Below are 23,539 nucleotides of genomic sequence, written 5' to 3'. Positions count from 1 at the left end.
AAGCGCGCCTTGCCGATGACAAAGCGCGCCCGCGTTTTTTCGAGATTTCAGAAGGGCTTATTCGCCGTTCAAGATCTCGCCTTTGGCTTCGATCAGGGCCTCGGCCATTTTGGCGCGAATGGTGGCCTCATCCGCCAGACCGTTCAGATCGCCCGCAACCTTGCGGAACACGTCCTCGTGGCCGGCCTCTTCAAAGTCCGATTTCACTACTTCACCGGCATAGGCGGTCGCCTCATCGCCGGATTTGCCCAGCAGGCCAGCGGCCCACAGGCCCAGCAGCTTGTTCGCACGCGCCTGCGCCTTGAATTTCATTTCCTCGTCGTGTGCGAATTTGTTTTCAAATGCATTTTCGCGATCGTCGAAAGTGGTCATGGGCCTATCGTCCTCCAGAATCTGGTTGAATGCGTTTTAAGACATTGGTGCACGGATGCCTAGGGGGCGTGCGCGCTATCATTTACGGTTCCTATTATAGTGTGAAAACGCACGCCCGCGCCTTGCTCTAGCGCAAACCTTGGCATAAGAGGTGCGAAAGACACGGGGGCCGATGTGCATAGACCACAGCCCGGGCCCATCATTGACCGGAGTTTTCATGGCACGCCGTAAGAAAATCTACGAAGGCAAGGCAAAGATCCTGTACGAAGGCACCGAGCCCGGTACCCTGGTTCAGTATTTCAAGGACGACGCCACCGCATTCAACGCCGAGAAAAAGGCGACGATCGAGGGCAAGGGCGTTCTGAACAACCGCCTGAGCGAGTTCTTTATGACCGGTCTGACCCAGATTGGTGTGCCGAACCACTTTATCAAACGCATCAACATGCGCGAACAGCTGATCCGCGCGGTCGAGATCGTTCCGCTTGAGGTGATCGTGCGCAACTTTGCGGCTGGGTCCATGGCGAAGCGTCTGGGTCTGGAAGAGGGCACGCCGCTGCCCCGTCCGATCGTGGAATTCTCGTACAAGGACGACGCGCTTGGTGATCCCCTCGTGCCCGAGGAATACATCATCGCATTCGGCTGGGCGACCCAGCAGGACATGGATGACATCGTCGCGCTGGCCCTGCGGGTCAACGATTTCCTATCGGGGATCATGTATGGCGTCGGCATCAAGCTGATCGATTTCAAAATCGAGATCGGCCGCATCTTTGAGGGCGATTTCATGCGTCTGATCGTTGCCGACGAGATCAGCCCCGATAGCTGTCGTCTGTGGGACATGAAGACCGGCCAAAAGCTGGACAAGGACGTGTTCCGCCGCGATCTGGGCGATTTGACCGACGCCTATACCGAGGTTGCGCGCCGTCTGGGTGTGATGCCCAACAACGTGTCGCCCGCGACCAAGCCCACGCTGATCAACTAACCTGTCGCTGACAGGCAAACAGAGACAAAGGAAGGACCGGACAAATGAAAGCCCGCGTTCATGTGATGTTGAAAAACGGTGTTCTGGACCCCCAAGGTGAGGCAGTCCGCCACGCTCTGGGGTCGCTTGGCTTTGACGGCGTGGATGGCGTGCGTCAGGGCAAGGTGATCGATCTGGATCTGGCCGAAACCGACGCCGACAAGGCCCGTGAAACCGTGACTGCCATGTGCGAAAAGCTGTTGGCGAACACGGTGATCGAAAGCTACGACATCGAGATCGCCTAAGCGTCCGCGCTTAGGCTTTGGCACACGCCCAAGAGGATTACGTTGATGAAAGCCGCCGTCATTCAGTTCCCCGGATCCAACTGTGACCGTGACATGGCCGTCGCCCTCAATCAGGTGACCGGCAATGATCAGGCCCAGATGATCTGGCACAAGGAAACCAGCCTGCCGGACGGTCTGGACGTTGTCGCGATCCCCGGTGGGTTCTCGTTCGGCGACTACCTGCGCTGTGGGGCGATTGCCGCGAATTCGCCGATTGCGCAGGCCGTGATCGATTTTGCGAACAAGGGCGGCTATGTTCTGGGCGTGTGCAACGGGTTTCAGGTTCTGACCGAAACCGGTCTGCTGCCCGGCGCATTGATGCGCAACGCGGGTCTGAAGTTCCTGTGCAAATCGGTGGGCCTGCGCGTTGCGACCGCCAGCAGCGATTTCACCAGCGCCTACACCAAGGGCGACGTGATTTCGGTGCCGATTGCGCATCACGACGGCAACTATACCGTTGATGACGCGACGCTGGCGCAACTGCGCGATCAGGACCGGATTGCCTTTGAATACGTCAACAACCCCAACGGGTCGGTTGCCGATATCGCCGGTGTGCTGTCGGAAAACCGCCGTGTGCTGGGGATGATGCCGCACCCCGAGCGCGCCGCCGAATCCGCCCACGGCAACACCGACGGGGTGGAAATTTTCCGCTCATTGGCGGGGGCGCTGCTGTCTGCATGACCTGTTGCGCTTGTCCCGACGGGGCAGGGCGCATAGATTTGGCCCATGGCCGACACTGACGATCATTCTATCCAAGGCGGGGTCAGCTGGCGTATTCGCGCCACGCTGATCGCTTTGTTTTTGGCGGCGGTCGGCGTCATCTATGTCACCAATGACCTGCTGACCGAGAGGTTCACCAACGCCACACGGTCACGCGCGGCGGTGCGACTGGCGCTTTATTCCGGCAACCTGATGTCCGAGCTTCAACGCTCGTCTGTTGTGCCCCTGTTGTTGTCGCGGGATCCGACCCTGATCGGCGCGCTGAATTCCACCGATTACAGCCAAAGCTCGCAGCGTCTGATCACCTATGCCGAAGAGATCGGCGCGGCGTCCCTGTTGTTGCTCGACAACGGCGGACGGGTCGTGGCGTCCAGTGATCGCAACCGGATCGGCGCGAACCAACAGACCGAGGCCTATTTCGTCGACGCCCGCCGGTCCAACGATACCGTGTTTATTGCAGGGGAAAGCGCCTCTGGCGGGTATTCGTTCACCTATTCGCGCAAAATCACCAGCGACCGCGAAACCATCGGTGTAATCGTGGTGGCCGTCGATCTGGCCAAGTTCGAACAATCGTGGTCGGGCATTTCGGACGCGGTGATGGTCACCAATTCCGAGGGCCTGATCATCCTTTCGACCGAACCGCGCTGGCGCGGACGCACGGTCGAGGAGGCCCTTGCCACGCAATCCGCGCCCTCGGCCATCCAACGCGCAATTCAGGCCACCGCCGATTGGGCCGCGCTGCCCGCGAATACCTTCCTGCTGGGTGAATCCTATATGCGCAATGAGGCGCGCATCCCGTTCCAAGGGTGGCGCATCATCAGTTTCACCACCTTCGCCTCGATCCGCGAACGGGTGAACGGGGTTCTGGCGCTGGAGATCATGGGATTTGCCATGCTCTTGGCGCTGACGTTTTACGTCACCTCGCGCCGCGCCCTGTCGCGCTCGGTGTTCTACGCGCGGGAATCCGCGGAATTGCGCGCATTGAACAGCGCGCTTCAGCGGGAAATCGCCGAACGTGAACGCGCCGAAAAGAACCTAGAGGTCGCCGAACAGACCCTCGCGCAGTCCTCGAAACTGGCGGCGCTGGGGGAAATGTCGGCGGCGGTCAGCCATGAGTTGAATCAGCCCTTGGCGGCGATGAAAACCTATCTGGCGGGCGCGCGGTTGTTGCTGACCCGACGGCGCAGTGATGAGGCATTGGCGTCGTTTGCGCGGATTGATGACCTGATTGAACGCATGGGCGCGATCACCAAACAGCTAAAGAGCTATGCCCGCAAAGGCGGGGATGCGGTCGAACCCATTGATTTCAAGGCCAGTTTGTCCAGCGCCCTGTCGATGATGGAGCCCCAGCTGAAACGGCGCAAAGTCACGATTACCCGCAGCCTGCCACCCGCACCCGTCATGGTGATGGCCGACCGCGTGCGTCTGGAACAGGTAATCATCAACCTCCTGCGCAATGCGCTGGACGCGACCAAGATGGCAAGTGATCCGCAGATCGATCTGATCCTGTCGGCGGGTGAGACTGCCACCCTGACCGTGCGCGACAATGGCCACGGGATCGAAGATTTGGACGCCTTGTTTGAACCGTTCTACACCACCAAGTCACCAGGGGACGGGGTCGGTCTGGGGCTTGCTATTTCCTCGGGGATCGTCAACGACCTTGGCGGTCGTCTGAAGGCGCGCAACGGGCGCGCGGGCGGCGCGGTGTTTGAGGTACAATTGCCCATCCTTGAAGGTGGGCAAGAGGCAGCAGAATAAAAATAAGGAGACCGCGACATGGGTCGGGGCATCAGAATTGCGATTGTAGACGACGAAAAAGACATGCGTCAGTCGATCAGCCAGTGGCTGGCCCTCAGCGGGTTCGAGACCGAGACCTATGCCTCGGCCGAGGATGCGCTGAAATCCATCGACGCCGAATTCCCCGGCGTGATCGTGTCCGACATCCGCATGCCCGGCATGGACGGGATGATGTTCCTGAAGCGCCTGATGGGCCTCGACAGCAGCCTGCCGGTCATCATGATCACCGGCCACGGCGATGTGCCCATGGCAGTTGAGGCAATGCGCATCGGCGCGTTCGATTTCCTTGAAAAGCCGTTTAACCCCGACCGGATGACCGAACTGGCCAAACGCGCGGCGCAAAACCGCCGTCTGACGCTGGACAACCGCGCCCTGCGCCGTGAACTGTCGGATGGCTCGGTCATCATGAAGAAACTGATCGGCTCGTCCGATGAGATGGAGCGGTTGCGCGAGGATATCCTCGACCTTGGTCAGGCGGACAACCACGTGTTGATCGACGGGGAAACCGGCACGGGCAAGACGCTGGTCGCGCACGCCCTGCACGCCGTCGGTCCGCGCGCCAGCAAAAAGTTCGTCACGATGTCCTGCGCCGCCTATAGCGAGGAAGAACTGGCAAAGCGTCTGTTTGGTCCGGCGGATGACACGGATAAATTGCCCTTGGTCGAAGAGGCGCGGGGCGGGACCCTGTGTCTTGAGGATATTGAGGCCCTGCCGCAGGCGTTGCAGGCGCGGTTGCTGACCTTCATCAACGAACAAGGCACGCCGCCCGAAACGCGGATCGTTGCTGTGTCGAACCTGCAGGAACAGGGCAAAACCTGTGAGGACGTGTTGCGCCCCGATCTGTTCTTCCGGCTGGCGGCGATGAAAATCACCCTGCCGCCGCTGCGCAACCGTGGTGAGGACATCCTGACCCTGTTCACGCGTCTGGGCGAACAATTCGCCGAGGAATACGGCTGTGACGCGCCGCAGGTGACCGCGCAAGAGGCCGCGCAACTGTTGCAGGCGCCGTGGCCTGGTAACGTGCGCCAACTGATCAACGTGGCCGAGCGCGCGGTTTTGCAGAACCGTCGGGGCAGTGGCACCATCGCCAGCCTGCTGATGGCCGACAACGAAGAGACCCATCCGGTGATGACCACCGAGGGTAAGCCGTTGAAAGAATACGTCGAAGCCTTTGAGCGGATGCTGATCGACAACACGATGCGCCGTCACAAAGGATCTATCGTCAACGTGATGGAAGAACTGTGCCTGCCGCGCCGGACGCTGAACGAAAAAATGGCGAAATACGGTCTGTCGCGGTCGGATTACCTCTAAATCCATAAGATTATTACGGGAATGCCGCCGGATGTGAAAAATTCGGTTGGCATTGTCCACCATTCGCCGCTAACATGGACAAACCCCGATCCGTCATTGGACGAGTCTGGATGAGATGAGAGTTTCGCTGTTTCGTGATGTGTACCGGCCCAGAGTGGCGCGGCTGTTGCGTGAACAGGCAGATTAGGCCGGGAAACCAGCCGACAAAACGCCCAAACCCCGGGTACGGGGCGGGATTATAAATGGCGCCGGAAACGACGCCGGAGACAGACCGCGATGCAACGCGTGCACGGACACAGGCATATCAAAGGCAGGCACGTTGATGCCGCCGCCTTGGTTGTCCGCACGGCTGATCGCGCTTTACACAGATACCACCCGCAACGTTTGCGTCCCTTGGGGCGACGGGCGTCGTCGCGGTGTAATGAGAGAACATGGCCAAGAAAATGCTTATCGATGCCACCCACGCGGAAGAATGCCGCGTTGTGGTGGTCGACGGAAACAAGGTTGATGAATTCGATTTCGAAAGCGTCAACAAACGCCAGCTTGCTGGCAACATCTATCTAGCCAAGGTCACGCGCGTCGAGCCGTCGCTGCAGGCTGCATTTGTCGATTACGGCGGAAACCGCCACGGGTTCCTTGCGTTTTCGGAAATCCATCCGGATTACTACCAGATTCCTGTCGCCGACCGTGAGGCCCTGCTGGCCGAGGAACGGGCGTACAATGAATCGTTGAAAGACGACGAGGACAAGCCGCGCAGCAAGTCTTCGCGCTCGCGGTCGCGTCGTCGTTCGTCGTCCAAAAAGGACACCACGCCCCCCGAGGCACAGGCCGCCAAGTCGGAGACTGATGCCAAGGACGCCGTCGAAACCCGTGAGGTGACCGACAGCATTCCGGGTATGGATGTCGTCGATACTGGGACCGAGGCCGAAACCGGTGATCTGATCGTGGACACGGGGGCGGTGGAAACGGCGACCGAGACCGAGACCCAAGAGGCCGCTCCGGTCGAAACGCCTGCGACAGAGGTTGCCGAGGCTCCGGCTGAGACCACCGTCGAAGAGGCCGCTGCCGAACCCGTCGCGGAAGAGGCAGAGGCCAAAGAGGCCGAAACCGAAGAGGCCCCCGCTGCGGATACCGCAGAAGAGGCATCTGAGGACAGCGCTTCCGAGGACGCGTCGGACGATGATGCATCCGATGACGACGGTGACGACAGCGACGACGACAATGGCGACGATGACGCGTCCGAAAAGGACAGCGACATCGAATCCGTCGCCGACGAAGACGTCAGCGAGGAAATCCGCCTGCCGCGCAAACCGCGTCCCAAGCGGTACAAGATCCAAGAGGTCATCAAAGTCCGCCAGATCATGCTGGTGCAGGTGGTCAAAGAAGAACGCGGCAACAAGGGCGCGGCCCTGACCACATACCTGTCTCTGGCCGGTCGCTATTGCGTCTTGATGCCGAACACGGCCCGTGGTGGCGGCATCAGCCGCAAAATCACCAACGCGCCCGACCGCAAAAAGCTGAAAGAAATCGCTGGTGAGCTGAGCGTGCCCGAAGGTGCAGGCCTGATCATCCGGACCGCCGGTGCCAAACGCACGAAATCCGAGATCAAGCGCGACTACGAATACCTTCAGCGTCTTTGGGAGCAGATCCGCGAACTGACGCTGAAATCCGTCGCACCCGCCCCGATCTATGAAGAGGGCAACCTGATCAAACGCTCGATCCGCGATCTCTATAACCGCGAGATCGACGAGGTTCTGGTCGAGGGTGAGGCCGGCTATCGCGTGGCCAAGGACTTCATGAAAATGATCATGCCGTCCCACGCCAAGAACGTGAAACACTATCAGGACGCCCTGCCGCTGTTCGCGCGCTATCAGGTCGAAAGCTATCTCAGCAGCATGTTCAACCCGACTGTGCAGCTGAAATCGGGTGGCTATATCGTGATTGGCGTGACCGAGGCCTTGGTGGCGATCGACGTCAACTCGGGTCGTGCGACCAAAGAGGGCTCGATCGAGGAAACCGCGCTCAAGACCAACCTTGAGGCCGCCGAAGAGGTGGCCCGTCAGTTGCGCCTGCGTGACCTTGCCGGTCTGATCGTAATCGATTTCATCGACATGGAAGAGCGTCGCAACAACACCGCCGTTGAAAAACGTCTCAAGGACAAGCTCAAGACCGACCGCGCCCGCATTCAGGTGGGTCGCATTTCGGGCTTTGGTCTGCTTGAGATGTCGCGCCAGCGTCTGCGCCCGGGCATGATTGAGGCCACGACCCAGCCGTGCCCGTCCTGCCATGGTACGGGTCTGATCCGGTCGGATGACAACCTTGCCCTGTCGATCCTGCGTCAGCTCGAAGAAGAGGCTGTGCGCGGTCGCAGCAAAGAGTTGTTGCTGAAGGCGCCGATTGGCATCGTGAACTTCCTGATGAACCAAAAGCGTGAGCACATCGCCCAGATCGAGGCCCGTTACGGCATCTCGATCCGCGTTGAGGCCGACCCGCATCTGGTGTCGCCCGATTTCACGATCGAAAAGTTCAAAACCGCGACCCGCGCCGTGCCCGAAGTGACCGCGCCGGTGATTTCGATCGACACCTCGGACATGCCCGAGTTGGAGGAAGAGGAAGAAGCGGCTGCGCCGGCATCCACGCCCGAAGAGGGTGACGCCGAGGACAAGCCCAAGAAAAAGCGCCGTCGTCGTCGTCGTCGCAAGAGCAGCAACGCGAACCAAGACGCCGATGCAAGCACCGATGGTGAGAGCAACGGCGAAACGGGCGATGAGGCCAAGACCGACGCCGAGACGTCCACCGACGCCGCACCCGAAGGCGATGCGCCCGCAAGTGAGGCCGAAGGCGAAGCCGCCGAAGAGGCCCCCAAGCCGAAAAAGCGCACGCGCACCCGTCGTAAAAAGACTGAAACGCCTGCCGCTGAAACGACTGAGGCTGAGGCCACTGCCGACACCGAAACCAAGCCCGAGGGCGAAGTGACGGCAGAGGCCCCGGCCGAGACCGAGGAAAAGCCCAAGCGCACGCGTACCCGTCGCACCACCTCGACCCGTAAGAAAAAGACGGAAGAGGTGGCCGAGGAACCCGCAGCGGTTGAAGCCGTTGCCGAGGAACCCGCGTCGACGCCCGAGCCGGAGGTCGAGACCGCCGCCGAACCTGCGCCGGAACCCGTGGCCGAACTGGTCGGGGCCGAAGCAGAGGTCCAAACGCCGGTTGAGCCCGAGGTAGAGGTTGCCGAGATTCAGCCCGAGCCTGAGCCCGTGGCCGAGCCGGAACCCGAGCAAGAGCCCAAGCCGAAGAAACGCGGTTGGTGGTCCCTGAAATAAGGGCTTTGAAACAACACGGGATGCCGGGCCATTGGTCCGGCATTTCCTTTTCCACCAACGCAGATGTGAGTGTGCTGTGTGGAAAATGGCCCTATATAGGGCGGACAAACGGGTAAAAGGGATCGGTTATGTTCGGAATTGAGCTGTTGGATGCGTCACTGTTGCCGGCGATTTTGATCGCGGCGATTGGTGGCCTGATCAGTTTCCTCAGCCCCTGCGTTCTGCCGATCGTGCCGCCCTATCTGGCCTATATCAGTGGTGTCAGCATGGCCGAAATGTCGGGCGAGGGCGCCGAGGCGAAACGCCCGATCCTGCCTGCGCTGTTCTTTGTTCTTGGCCTATCGACGGTGTTCCTGTTCCTTGGGTTCACCGCCTCGGCCTTTGGGGCGTTCTTCCTGCAAAACCAGACGGTGTTCAATCAGATCGCGGGCATCATTGTGATGATCTTTGGCGCGCATTTCGTCGGCGTCTACCGGATCGGGTTCATGGACCGTGAGGCGCGTTTGGACGCCGGTGATCGCGGCGGTTCGGCCTTTGGGGCCTATATCCTTGGGCTTGCCTTTGCCTTTGGCTGGACGCCCTGTATCGGGCCGCAACTGGGCGCGATCCTGTCCCTTGCCGCGTCCGAGGCGGATGTCGCGCGCGGGACATTCCTGTTGGCGGTCTATGCGGCGGGCCTTGGCATTCCGTTCCTGTTGGTCGCGGCGTTCTTCCCGCGTCTCAAGGGCCTGATGGCATGGATGAAACGCCATATGGAGCGGATTGAGCGCATCATGGGCCTCCTGCTCTGGACCATCGGTTTGCTGATGCTGACGGGCGGGTTCGCCTCGATGTCCTATTGGCTGCTTGAGACCTTTCCGTTCCTCGCGACCTTGGGCTAACGGCCCTATCCAATTGAACAAATCTTGCCTATGCTGCCCGTGGGTTCGGGACAGCACAGGGTTTCAGTCGTGGTTCAGGTGCATCGGCGCAAGGTGTTTTACATCCCGGGCTATGACCCGATCCACCCGCGCCGCTATCGCGAACTCTATCGCAAAGAAGGCGCGGATCAGGCGCGCATCTCCGGCTATGACCTGACCCTGAAGCCCGGTGGCGGGGGCGGCAATTACGGCTGGCAGGTCGATACGGTGATTGACGGCGCATCGACCCACGCGGATTTTGAGGTGCTGGTCTGGTCCGATATTGTGCGCGGGTCGATGGATCAGGGGATCGTCGCGACCTATGGCCAACTGATCCGCACCGCATGGGCCTATATCGGGTCGGGTGCGTTGTTCCGGTTGATGCGGCTGCGCAAGGGGCCGATGATTGCGGCCCTCTATCCGATTGTGTTTTTGCTGGTCCAACTGGCGCTGGCCCTGATGGTGGCACGCGGTGTCGGGGCGGTTTTGTCGATGACGGGGGTGCCGTTTATCGGCTGGCTTGGCCTGATCGTGGTTTGGCCGATCCTCATGTGGTTCAAACGCCAAGACGGCCGGTTTTTCGCCTATTACCTGATGCATGATTACGCCTATTCGGCCAGTTCCCGTGGCGCGAACCCGCCCGCGCTTGAGGCGCGGATGACGGAATTCGGCGCGCAGATCCGTGCGTCACTGGACGCCGGATATGATGAGGTTCTGGTGGTCGGCCATTCGTCCGGCGCGCATCTGGGCGTGTCGATATTGGCCGATCTGCTGCGGGACGGCGTGGACGGGAAGGGCGCGCGCCTGTCGTTTCTGTCGCTGGGCCAAGTCGTCCCGATGGTCAGCTTTCTGCCCGATGCGGACCGTTTACGTCGCGACCTGCACGACCTGTCGCGCCAGACCATCGTGCCATGGGTTGACGTGACCGCGCCCGGGGATGGCTGTGCCTTTGCCCTATGCGATCCGGTGGCGGTCAGTGGGGTTGCCCCCGAGGATCAGGTCGGGCCGCTGGTGATTTCGGCGGCCTTTACCCAAACGCTCAGCCCCGAGCGGTGGGCCGAGCTGCGGTGGCGGTTTTTCCGCCTGCATTTCCAATATCTCTGCGCCTTTGATCGGCCGGGGGATTACGATTATTTCCAGATCACGGGCGGTCCCGTCACCCTGTCGGATCGGTTCGCCAAACGTGCGCCCACGCCCAGCCGTATCACCAAACCGGTGAACCGGTTCACGGAGATGGCCCCATGAGCCGCCCGCCCAAACCCGCCGCGCGGCCGGATAAGGTGTCACTGTGGACCTATGTGAAACTGTTTCGCCGCGACATCCTGTCGGCGCAACCAGCGCGCCTCTATCGCGCGAAGATGGCCGCGTTCAAGACGCCGTTTTTCCGCTCCTTCATGGTGAATGAACCCGCGCTGATCGATCTGGTGTTGAAAGAGCGCCCGATGGAATTCCCCAAATCGGGCCGTATCTCCGAGGGCCTGCGTCCGTTGTTGGGGAATTCGGTGTTCCTGACCAACGGGGCCGAGTGGGAACGTCAGCGTCGCATCATCGACCCCGCGTTTGAGGGCGGGCGCCTGCGCGATACCTTTCCCGCCATGGTCGTCGCCGCCGAGGCCGCGGTCGCACGCCTGTCCCCCGGTGTGGTTGAGGTCGAAGAGCAAACCAGCCACGCCGCCGCGGATGTGATCTTCCGAACGCTGTTCTCGATCCCCATCGACCATGTTCTGGCGCGGCAGGTGTTTGACGAATTCCGCACCTATCAGCGCACGCAACCGATCCTGAACCTTGCCGCGTTCATCCCGCTGCCGTCTTGGGTGCCGCGCGGGTTTCGGCGTCAGACGAAACGATCCGCTAAGATCATCCGCCGTTTGATCACAGAACTGACCGCCGCGCGGATGGACCAGATCACGGCGGGCACCGCGCCCGACGATCTGGCGACCAAGATCATGACCACCGCCGATCCGCAGACAGGCGAGCGTTTTGACACCCAAGAAATGGTCGATCAGGTCGCGATCTTTTTTCTTGCAGGCCATGAGACAAGCGCAAGCGCGCTGGCTTGGGCCCTGTATCTCATCGCGACGCATCCCGATATTCAGGCGCGCGTGGCGGAGGAGGTTGCCGCGTTGCCCGACCATCCGCAACTGTCGGATATGTCCACGTTGCGCCTGACGCGGGATGTATTTCGTGAGGCGCTGCGCCTTTATCCGCCGGTGCCGATGATGGTGCGTCAGGCCGCGCAGGACGAAACCCTGCGCGACCGCGATGTGCCCAAAGGCAGCCAGATTGTCCTGAGCCCGTGGCACCTACACCGCAACGACCGCTATTGGGAACGGCCCGACGATTTCGATCCCGACCGGTTCACGCGTGAGGACGGTAAGACCGCCCAACGCTGTGCCTATATCCCGTTTTCCGCCGGTCCGCGTGTGTGCACCGGCGCGGGGTTTGCGATGATGGAGGGGCCTTTGATCTTGGCCCTGATCCTGCGTGCCTTTCGGGTGGAGCCGGTTGAGGGGCAGGTGCCCGTTCCCGTCGCGCATCTGACCGTGCGCGCCGAGAACGGTATCTACCTGCGCCTTAGCCGTCGGGAAACAGACGGGTAATCCCGACTGCACCCGCGCGTGCCAGATCAAGGTCCAGCGACATCGGCACATATTCCCCGCGCCGCCACAACTCGCCCATGTCGTCGTAATGACGGCTGAGGGGATGACCGGATTGCCCCGTCGAAATGATGAAAACCGAACTGTCGGGATCGGCGAAATCATAGACCCCGCGATAGCCCGCGCCATGGACGTTCGCAAAGGGGTTCGGACCATCGCCCGAGGTGCGCCCGCGCTGCAGCGTGTTATCCCCACCCGAGGTGCTCTGGTAAATGTTCACGAACCATTTCAGGAACGGCACCTCGCCAAGGATCTGGTGCTTGTGCTCGGCGGTGTGGGCATCGCCCCAGCGCAGGCTTTCCAGCGACCCGCCATAGGTCTCGTCGATCCAGATCAGCGCCTCGTCCAGCGCGACGCGCGCCACATCGGTGCAACTTTCCACCGCCGTGGATTGCACGATGTCACACCACGCCGCCGCCCCGTCGATGTTGCGGAACACGCGCTCAAGGAACAGGGGTTCGACATGCGTGAATTCATCGGCCAGCGGCCCCAGATCGTCGCGGATCAGGCGATCCTGCAAATGGCGCATCCATGCGGCATAGATCAGGGGTTCGGGCATGTGCTCATTCATCTCGCCGTTCCAGTTGGCCAGCAGGCTGAGCGCGGTTTGACGCCGCCGTTCGGGGGTGCCGTCCGGCGCGGCCTCGCCCGTGAACCACAGATCGCGCCCGATCAGCGGCAACAGGGACTGCGCGCTGAACGACACGGTGTCCAGTTGCGCCTCGATAAAGCTTTCGCGCGTGTGCACCTCACGCCCTTGCATCAGACGACGCCAACGGTTGATGCGTTGCGTGTCGCCCCAGTCATAGCTGACGTGGAGCGGAAAGGGCCGGTCGATGGTCTTGTTGTTGGTGTTGCCAATAATGCCGCCGCGCGGGTTCACGAACCGCGGGTTCGACCCATAGGGAAACACCCCGTCCCAACGGTTCACGGCCTTCCACCCCTGAGACGGCATCCGGCCCAGCGTATCGTGCCCGTCATCGCGGCGGGGCATCACGCCAGTTGTCTGCATCGCGATATTGGCGCGGTCGATCAGCATCAGGTTCTGCGCCGGCGCGACCCAGCCCCGCGCGGCGTCCAGCGCCTGATCGACCGTCTGGGCGCGCATGATCTTCAGGGCCGCGCCGATGGTCGTGTCATCATCGCGCAGTGCCGTCCATGCGATGGATGCCACATGGCCGGGCGGGGTGATGGCGCGCAGATCGCGGTGCGTACCCGGCAAAACCGGTCCGTTGTCGGTCCAACGTTGGGTGATCGTGACGGGCTGTTCGCCCTTAACGGTGATGATGCTGCGCCGCGTTTCAAACGGCTTCCACCCGTCGGGCGTGCGGTATTCATCGGGGTTTTCGGGGTTCACCTGTTCGACATAAACGTCGAGGTCATCCAGATAGGCGGACGTATTCCCCCATGCGAGTTGATCCGAGCGGCCCACCAGAACAATCGGCGCGCCGGGGATGGTGCCGCCAATCACGCCGCCGGTCGACAGTTCCATCCGTGCCAGATACCAGATCGCCGGTGCGCTGAACCCCAGATGCGGGTCGTTGGCCATCAATGTCCCACCGGCGGCAGAACGTGTCGGCGCGGCCACCCATGCGTTCGACGCCCCCGCAAAGGGCAGGCGCGGGAAGGGTGACAGGGGATCATCGGTGCGCGCGGCAAATTGGGCGGGCGGTAAAGGCGCACCCATCAGGGCCGCGTAATCGGGCAGGGCGGCCACGCCGGTTCCCGGTGCTTCGGGCAGGATGTCCAGCACACGACCCTCGGGCAGGGCCAGCGACAGGCGCGCGCGAATGACCTCTTGTTCCAGACCGCCGGACAGTTGCAGCGCCATCAACTTGCCAATCGCGATGGAATCGGCGGGCTGCCAGAATGCGATCTGGTTCGAGAACATAAAGAACTCGGGCGCGCCACGTCCGCGTGCGCCTTCATTCACCTCGGTGATCCACGCATTGACGCCGCGCGCATAGGCCTGCAGCGCGGCCATGGTTTCAGGGTCCTGTGCGGAGAGGGATTTGACAGACAGGGTATAAAGGTCAAACCGGCGCAGCAGATCGTCGATTTTCAGGGTCCGCGGGCCGAACAGTTCCGACAAACGCCCCTGAGCGGTGCGCCGCATCATGGTCATCTGCCACAGACGGTCCTGTGCGTGGGCGAATCCGAGGCCGAAATAGACGTCCTCATCCGTGGCACCGGTGATATGGGGGACGTTCGCGTTGTCGCGGATGATCTCGACGGGGGCTGTGATCCCCGCGACCTCATGTCGGGTCTGATATTCGGGCAGGGACCGCGACGCGAGATAGTAGACAAACAAAACGGCCAGCACGCCCAAAACCAAGGCCGCAGTGAATAGGCGCAAAAGCCAGCGATAGACCAAAGACATCGTAATCCCGTTGTTGACCACCCCGGCGGGGCGGTTAGTTTGACCCTAGTTAATCCAAACACAGGGCAGGGGAAAGTCATGGCAAAGGTAACGTTTCTGGGTCTCGGCGTCATGGGGTATCCGATGGCTGGGCATCTTGTCGCCAAGGGGCATGAGGTGACGGTCTATAACCGCACAACGGCCAAGGCCGAGGCTTGGGCGGCAGAACATGGCGGGGCGTTTGCCGCAACGCCCGCCAAGGCCGCCGAGGGCGCGGATTTCGTGATGGCCTGCGTGGGCAACGATGACGATTTGCGCTCGGTCTGTATGGGCGCGGACGGTGCGTTCGCTGGTATGGCCAAGGGCGCGGTGTTCGTCGATCACACGACCGTTTCGGCGCAGGTGACACGCGAATTGGCCGACGTGGCCGCCGGTTCGGGGATCGGCTATGTGGACGCGCCTGTGTCCGGCGGTCAGGCCGGTGCAGAGAATGGACAGCTGGTCATCATGTGCGGGGGGGCCGAGGGTGATTATGACGCCGCCGCTCCGATCATGGATGCCTACGCCAAGCTGCACAAACGCATGGGCGCGGTGGGTGACGGGCAACTGACGAAGATGGTGAACCAGATCTGTATCGCGGGTCTCGTACAAGGTCTGTCCGAGGGAATTCATTTCGCGGAAAAAGCGGGTCTGGATCCGCGCGCGGTGGTGGGGGTGATCGGCGGCGGCGCGGCCGGTTCGTGGCAGATGGTGAACCGTCACGGCACCATGGCCGATGATGAATTTGAGCACGGGTTCGCGGTGGACTGGATGCGCAAGGATCTGGCGATCTGTCTGGCCACCGCAGAAGAGACTGGCGCGACCCTGCCGGTGACGGCCTTGGTCGATCAGTACTATAAAGACGTCCAGAACATGGGCGGCGGGCGTTGGGATACATCCAGCCTGATCAAACGTCTGCGTCGGCTGATGGGGTAATGATTAGCTATTCTAATCATTAGATATTGCCTAGAGATTTTTCGGGAGTCGCATGTCGCGGCTCCCGATTGTTTTTATTAACATAATAAAAACAAAGGTTTGAAATTTTTCTCCGAAAATTTCCAATACCATTGGAACGAAATCCGCGCCTCCGGTGTTGTCTTTTCGAACAGCAATTAAAGGAGGTTACTTATGTTTAATAAGTTTTATGCTACTGCTATCGCCGCTACTCTGACCGCTTCGGCTGCTTTTGCGTCGTCGCCGCAGCTGGACACGCAGGTCGACATCATTCTGGACGACCTTGGCTATGAAAACGTCGATCCGGCAATCCTGTCGAGCGAGGTCAAAAGCTATATTTACCTGCGCAGCAACAGTGACACGACCGACTATGAGCTGCGTGAAGATCTGGAACTGATCCTTGGTGGTGAACCCGACTTTACCAAGCTTGTCGTGATCCCCGCCGGTACGGCCCATGACGATGCGGGCCATGACATGATGGTTCTGGAAGACAGTGCCGTGAAGTCGGTACAGGATACCCTGGACCAGTACGGTTATGAGAACGTCGATGCGTCGACCCTGAAGACCAGTGAGATGGCCGAGATTTATCTGGCCGAATCTGGCGGTGACGCGACCGAAGTTCAGAACGTCCTGCGTTCGATCTTTGAATCGTAACATCTAACGAAAACGGGCCGGAAATCCTCCGGCCCGTTTTTGCATTCAATGCGCCCGTATCGTCCTTAGGGAATGATGCGGGTGTATTTTGTGCCTTCAAGGGAGGCGCCGACCAAAAGGCCCGCCTGACCAAACACCACCGCAATCACCGGATCGAGCGACGTGATGGTTTCGGCGGTCAGATTACCGCCCTTATCCTTGATCGCGTATTCCAGATCGGCCCCTGCAGACCATCCGGCGGACCGGCGGAAATCGCCAAGTGCCTCTTCGGTGATAAAGAACAGCGCGTGGGCATATTGCTGGGCACCGATTTGCAGGCCGAACGAGCCCTGCGTCGCCGAATAGTAATCGACCGTGGCGTTGTTAATGCGCAACGCGCCCTCGCCATAGGCGCCGCCCACGAACAGGCCCGCCTTGGTCACGAGGGGCATCCACAAGGTGCCAAGCGCCTTGCTGTCGATGTCCTGCATTTCGGGGAATTCATTAAAAAGGTAATCGCGCGACGCGTCGACGCGTGCGTCGATTTCCATGGCCGCATTCGTGCCAACGCCATTGCCGCAGGCCGCGGTCAACGCGGTTGTCGCCCCTGCAGCGCCGAGGAACGATCGCCGGGTGAACATGCTCATGTCTCTGCCCTATCTGTTTCGCCTGAGTGCAGCCTTTGGCGGCTGCTTGGCCCAAAGTCTAGGGGGTAAGCAGCCGCTTGTCATCATATCTTGGGGGTAATCGCCACATTTCGGCGGGAAATCACCCGTTTTTTAGATGTTTTGCCACCTCGGGCGCGAAATAGGTCAGGATCCCGTCACATCCGGCGCGTTTAAAGGACAAGAGGCTCTCGACCATCACCTTTTGCCCGTCGAGCCACCCGTTCTGCGCCGCCGCCTGCAACATCGCGTATTCGCCCGACACCTGATAGGCATAGGTCGGCACGCCAAAGCGGTCTTTGACGCGGCGGCAGATGTCCAGATAGGGCATCCCCGGTTTCACCATGACCATATCCGCGCCCTCCATCAGGTCGCGCTGGATCAGGCGCATGGCCTCGTCACTATTGGCGGGGTCCATCTGATAGGTGTTCTTGTCGCCCTTCAGCGCGCCCGAGGCCCCGACCGCATCGCGGAAGGGCCCGTAAAACGCCGAGGCATATTTCGCGGAGTAGCTGAGGATACAGACATTGTGATGTCCCTCGGCCTCAAGCGCGGTGCGCATCGCCGCGATCCGGCCATCCATCATGTCCGACGGGCCCAGGATATCGGCGCCCGCCTCGGCCTGTGCCAGCGCCATTTTGACCAGCGCGGCGACGGTCTCGTCATTCACGATCTCGCCATCGCGCACGATCCCGTCGTGGCCATTGGCGTTATAGGGGTCCAGCGCGATGTCAGTCATGATCGCGATATCCGGCACCGCGGCCTTGATCGCGCGGATCACCTGATTGGACAGGTTTTCAGGGTTCCATGCCTCTTCGCAGAGTTCGGTCTTTTTGCTGGGATCGGTGTAGGGGAAGATGCAGATCGCCGGAATGCCAAGATCATGCGCCATCGCTGCCGCCTCAACCGCGCGGGAAATCGACAGGCGGTTCACGCCGGGCATAGACGGGATCGGTTCGACCACGTCATCACCGTCGCGCACAAAGATCGGCCAGATCAGATCATCGACCGTCAGCGTATTTTCCCGCACCAAGCCGCGTACAGCGGGCGATTTGCGTGTCCGGCGCAGGCGGGTCATCGGGTACGGGGCCATCGGTGATTGCATCGATCTGTCCTTTCTATAGGCAGCCAAGGGGTGGCACGGTTTTGCAATGATCTCAAGGGCTAGGAATCCGGTGAATGCGGCGCTATGACAAGCCTATAGGGTTATCTGGGGGCCACTTTGGACTGGTATCAGACGGTATTCGAAGTCATCGACATGCGATCCTTTTCGAACCTGTGGTTCTGGATCATGCTGGCGGTGATCTGGTCCTCGGCGTCTTATTTCGTGATCGGTGTGCCGTTTGATCTGATCACCCGCGCCGGACGTCATGGGGGCCAAGCGGCCGAGGATCTGGCGACACTGGTCCGGATCAACGTCAATCGTATCCTCTATATTTCATCCGTATCGGGGCTTTGGCTGACGGGGCTCGGGTTCTTTTTTCTGACCATTCTGGCGATTTTGGGCTTTGGCTATCGGATGGAATTCGCACAGGCGGTGTTCTTGATCCTGATGCCGCTGTCGGGTGTGGCGGCGGTCAGTGTGCGCACCTGCCACGTGATCCATAATTTCGACCTACAGGGCGACGCCCTGCGCGCGCGTCTGATGTTCCATCGCCGTATCACACAGGTCATCGGCATGTTCGCCATTTTCGTCACAGCGATGTGGGGGATGTATCAGAACCTGTCGCTTGGCGTTTTGGGTGGTTGACAGCGCGGGTCCTGCGTTTAACTCCTGCGGCATGTCTGATCAAACTCACATCACGATGGGCGGTGCGCCCGAGGGGTTCGACGCCCAACTGATCCTGCGCGAATTGCGCAAGACAGGGGCGCCGGTTCTGCATGTCGCGCGCGACGATAAACGGCTGGCCGAAATGCGCGCCGCGCTGCGGTTTTTTGCCCCCGATGTGGTGGTTTTGGAATTCCCCGGCTGGGACTGTTTGCCGTTTGATCGGGTCAGCCCGAATGCCGATGTGTCGGCCTCGCGTATGGCGACGCTGGCCGCGCTGGCCTATGGCGGGATCACGGGACCGTTTGTGGTTCTCTCCACCGTCAGCGCCACGATGCAGCGCGTTCCCCCGCGCGAGATCCTGCGCAAATCCGCGTTTTCCGCGCGTGTGGGCGGGCAGGTGGATGAAAAGGGCCTGCGCGAGTTTCTGGTCCATATGGGGTTTGTTCAGGCGCCCACGGTGATGGAGGCCGGTGATTTTGCGATCCGTGGCGGCATCATCGACATTTTCCCGCCGGGACAGTTGGGGCCGATCCGTTTGGACCTGTTTGGCGATACGCTGGACGGGGTGCGCCGGTTTGATCCGGTGACACAGCGCACGACCGAGACCTTGGAGACGGTCGAGCTTGCCCCCGTGTCCGAGGTGATTTTGGATGAGCGCGCGATCACGCGGTTCCGCCAGAATTATCGGATCGAATTTGGCGCGGGTGGCCATGACGATCCCCTGTATGAGGCCGTTTCGGCGGGCCGCAAGCATCAGGGCGTCGAACACTGGCTGCCGTTCTTTTACGACGGGCTGGAAACGCTGTTCGATTACTTGCCGGATGCGTCGGTTTTTGTGGATTATCAGGGTGATGCGGCACGTCTTTCGCGTTGGGACGGGATTGCCGATCAATATGACAACCGCGCCGAGGCGATGAAGGCCAAGGGGCGGTTGGACACGGTCTATAAACCCTGTCCGCCGGACCTTCTGTACCTCAACGATCCCGCGTGGATGGAGCAGATTGCCGATCGCCGCGTCGTGTCCATGTCCCCGAACCCCCAAGGGTCGGGGCCGAATGTTCTGGACGCGGGCGGACGGATCGGGCGTAACTTTTCACCCGAACGTCAGCAAGAAGATAAAAACCTTTTCAGCGCCTTGGCGGATCACATTCAGGCAAAGCGTGAAGATGGGCCCATCGTCATTGCCTCCTATTCCGAGGGCGCGCGCGAACGTCTGCAAGGGCTGCTAGAGGATGAGGATGTTCTTGGCGTCACGCCCGTCCGTGATTTTCGCGATGTGGACGGGAAACAGGGCGTGTTCCTGTGCGTTTGGCCGCTAGAGCACGGGTTCACCACGCCGAACCTGACCGTGATTTCCGAACAGGATGTGCTGGGCGACCGGTTGATCCGTGGGGCGCGCAAACGGCGGCGCGCCGAGAATTTCCTGACCGAAACGCAATCCCTGTCGCCCGGTGATCTGGTCGTGCATGTGGAGCACGGGGTCGGGCGGTACAACGGGCTTGAGACCATCACCGCGATGGGCGCGCCGCATGAATGTATCGCGCTGGAATATGCGGGCGGGGACCGGTTGTTCCTGCCGGTCGAGAACATCGAACTGCTCTCGCGCTATGGCCACGAAGAGGGCCTGCTGGACAAGCTTGGCGGCGGCGCGTGGCAGGCGAAAAAGGCCAAGCTAAAAGAGCGTATTCGCCAGATCGCGGACAAGCTGATCCGTGTGGCCGCCGAACGCGCCCTGCGCAAGGCCGAGGTGCTGCAGCCCAGCCCGCATGCGTGGGAAGAGTTCAGCGCGCGCTTTCCCTATGAGGAAACCGAGGATCAGTTGAACGCGATCGAGGACGTTTTGACCGATCTGGCCTCGGGTGCGCCGATGGACCGTCTGGTCTGCGGCGATGTGGGCTTTGGCAAGACCGAGGTCGCGATGCGCGCGGCCTTCGTGGCGGCGATGGCAGGGGTGCAGGTGGCGGTGATCGCGCCGACGACCCTGCTTGCGCGTCAGCACGCCAAGGCGTTTCAGGAGCGTTTTCGTGGCTTCCCCCTGCAGGTGCGGCAATTGTCGCGCTTTGTGTCGCAAAAACAGGCCGCCGACACGCGCAAGGGTCTGGCCGACGGGACGGTCGATATCTGTGTCGGCACGCATGCCTTGTTGGCTAAGGGCGTGAGTTTCAAAAACCTTGGCCTGCTGATCATCGACGAGGAACAGCATTTCGGCGTTCAGCACAAAGAGCGTCTGAAACAGATGCGCAGCGATATCCACGTGCTGACCCTGACCGCGACGCCGATCCCGCGCACGCTGCAAATGTCGCTGACCGGTGTGCGCGATCTGTCGATCATCGGCACGCCGCCGGTGGATCGTCTGTCGATCCGCACCTATGTGTCCGAATTCGATACGGTTACAATCCGCGAGGCGCTGTTGCGCGAACATTATCGCGGCGGGCAGAGCTTCTTTGTTGTGCCCCGCATTAGCGATCTGCCCGAGATTGAGGATTTCCTGAAAAATCAGGTGCCCGAGGTCACGTTCATCACCGCCACGGGGCAGTTGGCCGCCGGTGATCTGGATGAACGGATGAACGCGTTCTACGACGGGAAATACGACGTCCTGTTGGCGACGACGATTGTGGAATCGGGTCTGGATATTCCGACCGCGAACACGATGATCGTGCACCGTGCCGATATGTTCGGCCTGTCACAGCTCTATCAAATTCGTGGCCGCGTGGGTCGCTCGAAAACCCGCGCCTATGCCTATCTGACCACGAAACCGCGCCAGCCCCTGACGCCGTCCGCGCAGAAACGTCTGCGGGTGCTGGGCAGTTTGGACAGCCTTGGCGCGGGCTTTACGCTAGCCAGTCAGGATCTGGACATTCGCGGGGCGGGCAACCTTGTGGGCGAGGAACAGTCGGGCCATGTCCAGGAGGTGGGATTTGAGCTCTACCAATCCATGCTGGAAGAGGCGATTTCCAAGATCAAATCGGGTGAGCTCGAAGGTCTCAACGACGGCGACGATCAATGGGCGCCACAGATCAACCTTGGGGTTCCGGTCCTGATCCCCGACACCTATGTGCCCGATCTGGACGTGCGTCTGGGCCTTTATCGTCGTCTGTCCAGCCTGCAGAAAAAGGTCGAACTCGAAGGGTTCGCGGCGGAATTGATCGACCGGTTCGGCCCGCTGCCCAAAGAGGTGAACACGCTGCTGTTGATCGTGCGGATCAAGGCGATGTGCAAAAAGGCCGGTATCGCCAAACTGGACGGTGGGCCCAAGGGCGCAACGATCCAGTTCCACAACGACAAGTTTGCTTCGCCCAAGGGTCTGGTCGAATTCATCAACGCCCAGAACGGCACGGCCAAGGTCAAGGACAACAAGATCATCCTGCGCCGCGACTGGCCCAAGGATGGCGACAAGATCAAAGGCGCCTTTGCGATTGCCCGTGATCTGGCGGAAAAGGTTGTGGCCGAAAAGAAAAAGGCCCGCGCGGGAACGCAGGCCTGATCGTTTGGATGGGATGCCGCGTCAATCGCGCGGCATCAGGATGAACAGGGCGCGCGCCATGACCACAGCCATGGTGATCCCAATCGCCATGGGCACGGGCGTGCCGTTGAACGCCAGACCCACCGGCGCGGCCAGAACTACGGAAATCACCGTTGCGACCGACCCCACGATCGAGGCGGCAAGGCCCGCGATATGGCCCATCGGCTCCATCGCCAATGCGTTCAGGTTCCCGACGGTCAGGCCCATCAGGCCGAACAGGGCAATCGACCACATCACATAGGCGGCGAATTCGACCCCTGCAGGCAGGACACCGGTCCAGAGCAGAACCACCATGATCACGGCCAGAATGGCCTCAACCGTCAGGGTGATGCTGATCAGATAGCGCATGCCCAGACGCACGACCAAACGGGCGTTCGCAATGGATGCAGTGCCCGCGCACAGCGCAATCACACCGAACCAGATGTGAAAGGTTTCCCCCCGGCCGAAATACTGTTCAAACACCTGCTGGGTTGAGGATAGCACCATAAACAGCACCGAAAACACCAGAGCCTGAACCGCGATCGACAGATTGACGATACGGTTGCTGAACACCTCGCGCATGGCGGCGAGCATCGTGCTTGCACGGATCGGACGGCGCAGGTTCGGTGGCAGGGTCTCGGGTTGGCGCAGCATGTACCAACCGACCGAAAAGCTTGCGAACAGCATGAAGGCCACGAAAATCGCGCGCCAGCCGCCCATCGCGATCACACCGGCCCCGATGGTCGGTGCAAGCGCGGGCAAAAGGGTAAAGATCATCATGACAAAGGACGTGATCTTGGCCATCTCGCGCCCCGAATAGAGATCGCGCACAACGGCAAGGCCAACAACCCGCGGCGCGGCGGCTCCCAGACCTTGAAGGACACGGGCAAGCAGCACCATTTCCAACTGACCTGCCGCCCATGCGAACACGGCCCCCACCAGATACAGGCCACCGCCCGCCAGAATAACGCGGCGACGCCCAAACGCATCGGACAGGGGGCCGACGAAAAACGTCCCGATCCCCATGCCCAGAACAAAGGCGGTGATAATAAAGGCGGCTTGGTTCGGATTGTCGGGGGAAAGTTCGGCCCCAATGACGGGCAGGGCGGGCAACATCGCATCAATGGAAAAGGCAATCGTCGCAAACATCATCGCGCACATTGCGATGAATTCAGGCTGCGCCAAACGGCGCGGCACGGGCTGAGTGGTGGCGTGCATATATTTTACTCTGTCAATTA

General features: G+C 60.8%; 18 protein-coding genes. 13 read left to right on the top strand and 5 right to left on the bottom strand.

Annotated features, from left to right (window positions below; all coding sequences use genetic code 11):
* Positions 1–57: 57 nt before the first annotated feature.
* Complete coding sequence (locus R1W00_RS08030) at positions 58–372, bottom strand: DUF1476 domain-containing protein (RefSeq protein ID WP_317262207.1); 315 nt, start codon at positions 370–372, stop codon at positions 58–60.
* A 217-nt stretch (positions 373–589) separates the two neighbouring features.
* Between R1W00_RS08030 and purC the strand changes: the two genes are divergently transcribed.
* The 9 genes from purC (at position 590) to R1W00_RS07985 (ending at position 12,321) form a co-directional block, all read left to right on the top strand.
* The gene (purC, locus tag R1W00_RS08025; protein ID WP_317262206.1) at positions 590–1,351 is read left to right on the top strand and encodes a phosphoribosylaminoimidazolesuccinocarboxamide synthase; all 762 of its coding nucleotides are present in this window, start codon (positions 590–592) and stop codon (positions 1,349–1,351) included.
* Between the two features lie 44 nt (positions 1,352–1,395).
* A complete protein-coding gene (purS, locus tag R1W00_RS08020; protein ID WP_317262205.1) occupies positions 1,396–1,635 on the top strand; it encodes a phosphoribosylformylglycinamidine synthase subunit PurS in 240 nt (79 codons plus the stop codon).
* Positions 1,636–1,680: 45 nt separating this feature from the next.
* A complete protein-coding gene (gene purQ, locus R1W00_RS08015; RefSeq protein WP_317262204.1) occupies positions 1,681–2,355 on the top strand; it encodes a phosphoribosylformylglycinamidine synthase subunit PurQ in 675 nt (224 codons plus the stop codon).
* Between the two features lie 45 nt (positions 2,356–2,400).
* Complete coding sequence (locus R1W00_RS08010) at positions 2,401–4,152, top strand: ATP-binding protein (RefSeq protein WP_317262203.1); 1,752 nt, start codon at positions 2,401–2,403, stop codon at positions 4,150–4,152.
* 18 nt (positions 4,153–4,170) lie between these two features.
* Complete coding sequence (locus R1W00_RS08005; protein WP_317262202.1) at positions 4,171–5,502, top strand: sigma-54 dependent transcriptional regulator; 1,332 nt, start codon at positions 4,171–4,173, stop codon at positions 5,500–5,502.
* A gap of 431 nt (positions 5,503–5,933) precedes the next feature.
* Entirely contained in the window at positions 5,934–8,822 is a 2,889-nt protein-coding gene (locus R1W00_RS08000; RefSeq protein WP_317262201.1) for an Rne/Rng family ribonuclease, read from the top strand.
* 128 nt (positions 8,823–8,950) lie between these two features.
* Entirely contained in the window at positions 8,951–9,703 is a 753-nt protein-coding gene (locus R1W00_RS07995; RefSeq protein WP_317262200.1) for a cytochrome c biogenesis CcdA family protein, read from the top strand.
* 30 nt (positions 9,704–9,733) lie between these two features.
* Complete coding sequence (locus R1W00_RS07990) at positions 9,734–10,966, top strand: hypothetical protein (protein WP_317262404.1); 1,233 nt, start codon at positions 9,734–9,736, stop codon at positions 10,964–10,966.
* Positions 10,963–12,321 carry a cytochrome P450 gene (locus R1W00_RS07985; RefSeq protein WP_317262199.1) on the top strand — a complete coding sequence of 453 codons (1,359 nt, stop codon included), beginning with the start codon at positions 10,963–10,965 and terminating at the stop codon, positions 12,319–12,321. Before R1W00_RS07990 ends, R1W00_RS07985 begins: the two co-directional genes overlap by 4 nt.
* Here R1W00_RS07985 and R1W00_RS07980 read toward each other — a convergent pair.
* Positions 12,296–14,758, bottom strand: coding sequence for a penicillin acylase family protein (locus R1W00_RS07980; RefSeq protein ID WP_317262198.1), 2,463 nt, complete (start codon positions 14,756–14,758; stop codon positions 12,296–12,298). The two genes, R1W00_RS07985 and R1W00_RS07980, sit on opposite strands and share 26 nt — an antisense overlap.
* Before the next feature lie 78 nt (positions 14,759–14,836).
* On the opposite strand from R1W00_RS07980, the gene R1W00_RS07975 reads away from it, so the two are divergent.
* On the top strand, positions 14,837–15,712 hold the full coding sequence (locus tag R1W00_RS07975) for an NAD(P)-dependent oxidoreductase (RefSeq protein WP_317262197.1): 876 nt from the start codon (positions 14,837–14,839) through the stop codon (positions 15,710–15,712).
* A 192-nt stretch (positions 15,713–15,904) separates the two neighbouring features.
* Positions 15,905–16,384 carry a hypothetical protein gene (locus R1W00_RS07970; RefSeq protein WP_317262196.1) on the top strand — a complete coding sequence of 160 codons (480 nt, stop codon included), beginning with the start codon at positions 15,905–15,907 and terminating at the stop codon, positions 16,382–16,384.
* 65 nt (positions 16,385–16,449) lie between these two features.
* On the opposite strand, the gene R1W00_RS07965 is transcribed toward R1W00_RS07970, so the two are convergent.
* Complete coding sequence (locus tag R1W00_RS07965) at positions 16,450–17,010, bottom strand: YSC84-related protein (RefSeq protein WP_317262195.1); 561 nt, start codon at positions 17,008–17,010, stop codon at positions 16,450–16,452.
* Between the two features lie 121 nt (positions 17,011–17,131).
* Positions 17,132–18,133: a porphobilinogen synthase gene (gene hemB, locus R1W00_RS07960; RefSeq protein ID WP_317262194.1), complete on the bottom strand. Its 1,002-nt coding sequence runs from the start codon at positions 18,131–18,133 to the stop codon at positions 17,132–17,134.
* A gap of 117 nt (positions 18,134–18,250) precedes the next feature.
* Between hemB and R1W00_RS07955 the strand changes: the two genes are divergently transcribed.
* Both R1W00_RS07955 and mfd read left to right on the top strand, forming a co-directional pair.
* Positions 18,251–18,778 (top strand): component of SufBCD complex, encoded by a 528-nt coding sequence (locus tag R1W00_RS07955; RefSeq protein WP_317262193.1) that lies wholly within the window; start codon positions 18,251–18,253, stop codon positions 18,776–18,778.
* A gap of 31 nt (positions 18,779–18,809) precedes the next feature.
* Entirely contained in the window at positions 18,810–22,283 is a 3,474-nt protein-coding gene (gene mfd / locus R1W00_RS07950; protein WP_317262192.1) for a transcription-repair coupling factor, read from the top strand.
* A 21-nt stretch (positions 22,284–22,304) separates the two neighbouring features.
* Here mfd and R1W00_RS07945 read toward each other — a convergent pair whose 3' ends face one another.
* The gene (locus R1W00_RS07945; RefSeq protein WP_317262191.1) at positions 22,305–23,519 is read right to left on the bottom strand and encodes a multidrug effflux MFS transporter; all 1,215 of its coding nucleotides are present in this window, start codon (positions 23,517–23,519) and stop codon (positions 22,305–22,307) included.
* Positions 23,520–23,539: the final 20 nt, after the last annotated feature.

The sequence above is a fragment of the Rhodovulum sp. FJ3 genome (genome assembly GCF_032918305.1).
GTDB lineage: Bacteria > Pseudomonadota > Alphaproteobacteria > Rhodobacterales > Rhodobacteraceae > SAT37.
The sequence above is the reverse complement of the archived record's forward strand: the minus strand, read 5'-3'. Positions and strand labels throughout refer to the sequence as shown.

Coding starts and splice junctions, on each gene's coding strand:
- R1W00_RS08030 (WP_317262207.1), bottom strand. CDS start 372: ATGACCACTTTCGACGATCGCGAAAATGCATTTGAAAACAAATTCGCA.
- purC (WP_317262206.1), top strand. CDS start 590: ATGGCACGCCGTAAGAAAATCTACGAAGGCAAGGCAAAGATCCTGTAC.
- purS (WP_317262205.1), top strand. CDS start 1,396: ATGAAAGCCCGCGTTCATGTGATGTTGAAAAACGGTGTTCTGGACCCC.
- purQ (WP_317262204.1), top strand. CDS start 1,681: ATGAAAGCCGCCGTCATTCAGTTCCCCGGATCCAACTGTGACCGTGAC.
- R1W00_RS08010 (WP_317262203.1), top strand. CDS start 2,401: ATGGCCGACACTGACGATCATTCTATCCAAGGCGGGGTCAGCTGGCGT.
- R1W00_RS08005 (WP_317262202.1), top strand. CDS start 4,171: ATGGGTCGGGGCATCAGAATTGCGATTGTAGACGACGAAAAAGACATG.
- R1W00_RS08000 (WP_317262201.1), top strand. CDS start 5,934: ATGGCCAAGAAAATGCTTATCGATGCCACCCACGCGGAAGAATGCCGC.
- R1W00_RS07995 (WP_317262200.1), top strand. CDS start 8,951: ATGTTCGGAATTGAGCTGTTGGATGCGTCACTGTTGCCGGCGATTTTG.
- R1W00_RS07990 (WP_317262404.1), top strand. CDS start 9,734: ATGCTGCCCGTGGGTTCGGGACAGCACAGGGTTTCAGTCGTGGTTCAG.
- R1W00_RS07985 (WP_317262199.1), top strand. CDS start 10,963: ATGAGCCGCCCGCCCAAACCCGCCGCGCGGCCGGATAAGGTGTCACTG.
- R1W00_RS07980 (WP_317262198.1), bottom strand. CDS start 14,758: ATGTCTTTGGTCTATCGCTGGCTTTTGCGCCTATTCACTGCGGCCTTG.
- R1W00_RS07975 (WP_317262197.1), top strand. CDS start 14,837: ATGGCAAAGGTAACGTTTCTGGGTCTCGGCGTCATGGGGTATCCGATG.
- R1W00_RS07970 (WP_317262196.1), top strand. CDS start 15,905: ATGTTTAATAAGTTTTATGCTACTGCTATCGCCGCTACTCTGACCGCT.
- R1W00_RS07965 (WP_317262195.1), bottom strand. CDS start 17,010: ATGAGCATGTTCACCCGGCGATCGTTCCTCGGCGCTGCAGGGGCGACA.
- hemB (WP_317262194.1), bottom strand. CDS start 18,133: ATGCAATCACCGATGGCCCCGTACCCGATGACCCGCCTGCGCCGGACA.
- mfd (WP_317262192.1), top strand. CDS start 18,810: ATGTCTGATCAAACTCACATCACGATGGGCGGTGCGCCCGAGGGGTTC.
- R1W00_RS07945 (WP_317262191.1), bottom strand. CDS start 23,519: ATGCACGCCACCACTCAGCCCGTGCCGCGCCGTTTGGCGCAGCCTGAA.